2 protein-coding genes are annotated in these 2,857 nt (G+C 58.7%); one reads left to right on the forward strand and one right to left on the reverse strand.

Annotated features, from left to right (window positions below; translation table 11 throughout):
* Nucleotides 1-373: 373 nt before the first annotated feature.
* Nucleotides 374-1,147: an enoyl-CoA hydratase gene (locus tag ACESMB_RS15100; RefSeq protein WP_372972006.1), complete on the reverse strand. Its 774-nt coding sequence runs from the start codon at nucleotides 1,145-1,147 to the stop codon at nucleotides 374-376.
* A gap of 193 nt (nucleotides 1,148-1,340) precedes the next feature.
* Here ACESMB_RS15100 and ACESMB_RS15105 point away from each other — a divergent pair, with 193 nt between their 5' ends.
* Nucleotides 1,341-2,855, forward strand: a complete 1,515-nt coding sequence (locus ACESMB_RS15105) for a fumarate hydratase (RefSeq protein ID WP_372927758.1) — start codon at nucleotides 1,341-1,343, stop codon at nucleotides 2,853-2,855.
* The last annotated feature ends 2 nt before the right edge of the window (nucleotides 2,856-2,857 follow it).

A 2,857-nucleotide genomic window follows, 5' to 3' on the forward strand; every position in this document is an offset into this window, starting at 1 on the left:
GAACCGGCGCTGTCAAAGCACCCTGTTAGTCCAAGGGAGGACGCCACAGCAAGACTTATTAGAGTTTTCTTGAACATGGGTGTGGAACCTTTTCCTGTTGTTGTGTCGTTATGTTCGGCAGCTGACGGGGCCGGTCTGGTCCGGTAAACCCTGTGTCAGTGGCCTGTTCTGCTTATCTGTTGTCTGATTTTCTGGCCAGCGCTCTGTGCCAAGTTTCCGTAACTCTGACTATAGCGGCAGTAAAGCAACAGTTGATCGCTCTAAAGTGTGATTCTGACCATTGGGAGCCCACCCGCACAGTCGGAGTTCGGCTTCATTGAAAAATAGTTGGCGCCGGGACGTTTGTCGAGTCCCTCCGAGCCCTGCCACCAGCCTAACTGAAGTTCGAGAAGTCAGGCTTTCTTTTTTCCGTAAAGGCCTTGATGGCTTCGGCATTTTCGGGGGATTTCAGGCGTTCAGCGAACAGTTTGCCCTCGGCCAGCATGGTGGTTTTCAGTTCTTCACCCGTGGCCCTGTTCAGCAGTTCCCGGGTGGCGCGAATGGCGGCCGGTGGCTGGGCGGCCAGCCGGGCGCAGGCTTCCAAGGCGTCGGTTTCTGTCTGCGCCGGTTCGCACACCCTGTTGATCAGCCCCATGCGCAGGGCGTCGTCGGCGGTAAAGGCGCCGCCCAGCATCAGCAACTCGGCAGCCCTCACCCGGCCGAGCCAGCAGGGCAGCAGCAGGCTGGAGCCGCCTTCCGGGCAAAGGCCCAGGTTGGCGAAGGGCATCTGGAAGCGGGTGTTGTTGCCGGCGAACACCAGGTCGCAATGCAGCAGCATGGTGGTGCCAATGCCCACTGCCGGGCCGTTCACGGCCGCCACGATGGGCTTGTCGGTGGTTGCCAGCAGGAACAGGAAACGACCAACGGGGGTGTCTTCAAAGTCACCGGGCAGGCCGTAGGCGAAATCGCCCAGGTCATTGCCCGCGGTGAAGCAGTTTTCACTGCCTGTATAAAGAATGCAGCGAATGTCGCAATCGTCCCTGGCCTGTTCGATGGCATCCCCGAGTGCGGTATACATATCGTGGGTGAGGGCGTTCTTGCGGTCCAGACGGTTAATGCGAACAGTAAGAATGTGATTGTTCTTTTCAGTGAGGACGAGGTCGGTCACGGTGTCTCCTGCGATGAAATAATCGAAGATAGCGACGATGTTACATTTTTTCGTGGCTGTTTAGCCAAGTTTGCTGTGAAATACCTTCTCCGTCTGTCTGATCCCTCGTTTTCGGATTTTCTGGTAAACTTCGTGTTCCTGTTTTTACGACCTTAACAACCGCAATCTACAAACCAGACCTGATGAGACGCCTATGACCACCGTAATCCGCCAGGACGACCTGATTGAGAGCGTAGCGGACGCGCTTCAGTTCATTTCCTACTATCATCCGAAAGATTTTATTCAGGCAGTTTACGAGGCCTATCAGAAGGAGGAATCCCAGGCGGCGAAGGATGCCATGGCGCAGATCCTGATCAACTCCCGCATGTGCGCCCAGGGCAAGCGGCCACTGTGCCAGGACACCGGCATCGTCACCGTGTTCGTCACTGTCGGCATGGATGTGCAGTGGGATGCTGACATGGCGCTGGACGACATTATCAACGAAGGCGTCCGCCGGGCCTACATGCATCCGGATAACGTGCTGCGCGCCTCTATCCTCGCTGACCCGGACGGCAAGCGCACCAATACCAAGGACAACACTCCGGCGATCATCCACTACAAAATCGTGCCAGGTAATACCGTGGACGTACATGTGGCCGCCAAGGGCGGCGGTTCCGAAGCCAAGTCCAAGTTCGCCATGCTGAACCCGTCAGACTCGGTGGTGGACTGGGTGCTGAAGATGGTGCCGCAGATGGGCGCTGGCTGGTGCCCGCCGGGCATGCTGGGTATTGGTATTGGCGGTACCGCCGAGAAGGCGATGGAGCTGGCCAAGGAATCCCTGCTGGACCCGATTGATATTCACGATCTGCAGAGCCGTGGTGCTTCGGATCGCTCAGAAGAGCTGCGCCTGGAACTGTTCGAGAAGGTCAACGAGCTCGGCATCGGTGCCCAGGGCCTGGGCGGCCTGACCACGGTGCTGGACGTAAAAGTAAAAGATTACCCAACCCACGCCGCCAACAAGCCGGTGGCGATCATTCCGAACTGTGCCGCCACCCGCCATGCGCACTTTGTGCTGGACGGCTCCGGCCCGTCACTGCAGACTCCGCCGAGCCTGGATGACTGGCCGGAAATTACCTGGGAAGTGGGCGACAGCGTTCGCCGCGTCAACCTGGATACGGTAACACCGGAAGACGTGAAGGACTGGAAGCCGGGCGAAACCGTGCTGCTGTCCGGCAAGATGCTGACTGGCCGCGACGCGGCACATAAGAAAATGGTGGATATGATCGAGCGCGGTGAAGAGCTGCCGGTGGATCTGAAAGGCCGCTTCATCTATTACGTGGGCCCGGTGGACCCGGTGCGCGAGGAAGTGGTCGGCCCTGCAGGCCCCACCACCGCCACCCGCATGGACAAGTTCACCCGCACCATGCTGGAGAAAACCGGCCTCACCGGCATGATCGGCAAGGCCGAGCGTGGCCAGGTGGCTATCGATGCCATTCGCGAGTTTGGCGCGGTCTATCTGATGGCGGTTGGCGGCTCCGCCTACCTGGTCTCAAAGGCTATCAAGCACGCGGAAGTGGTTGCTTTCCCGGAGCTGGGAATGGAAGCCATCTACGAGTTTGAAGTGGAAGACATGCCGGTTACCGTGGCGGTGGATTCAAAAGGCTCCTCCGTCCACCAGACGGGCCCGGTGGAGTGGCACGACAAGATCATCGCTGCCAAAGCCGTCTGACG

Source organism: Marinobacter sp. (genome assembly GCF_041686475.1).
In the GTDB taxonomy this organism is placed as follows: domain Bacteria; phylum Pseudomonadota; class Gammaproteobacteria; order Pseudomonadales; family Oleiphilaceae; genus Marinobacter.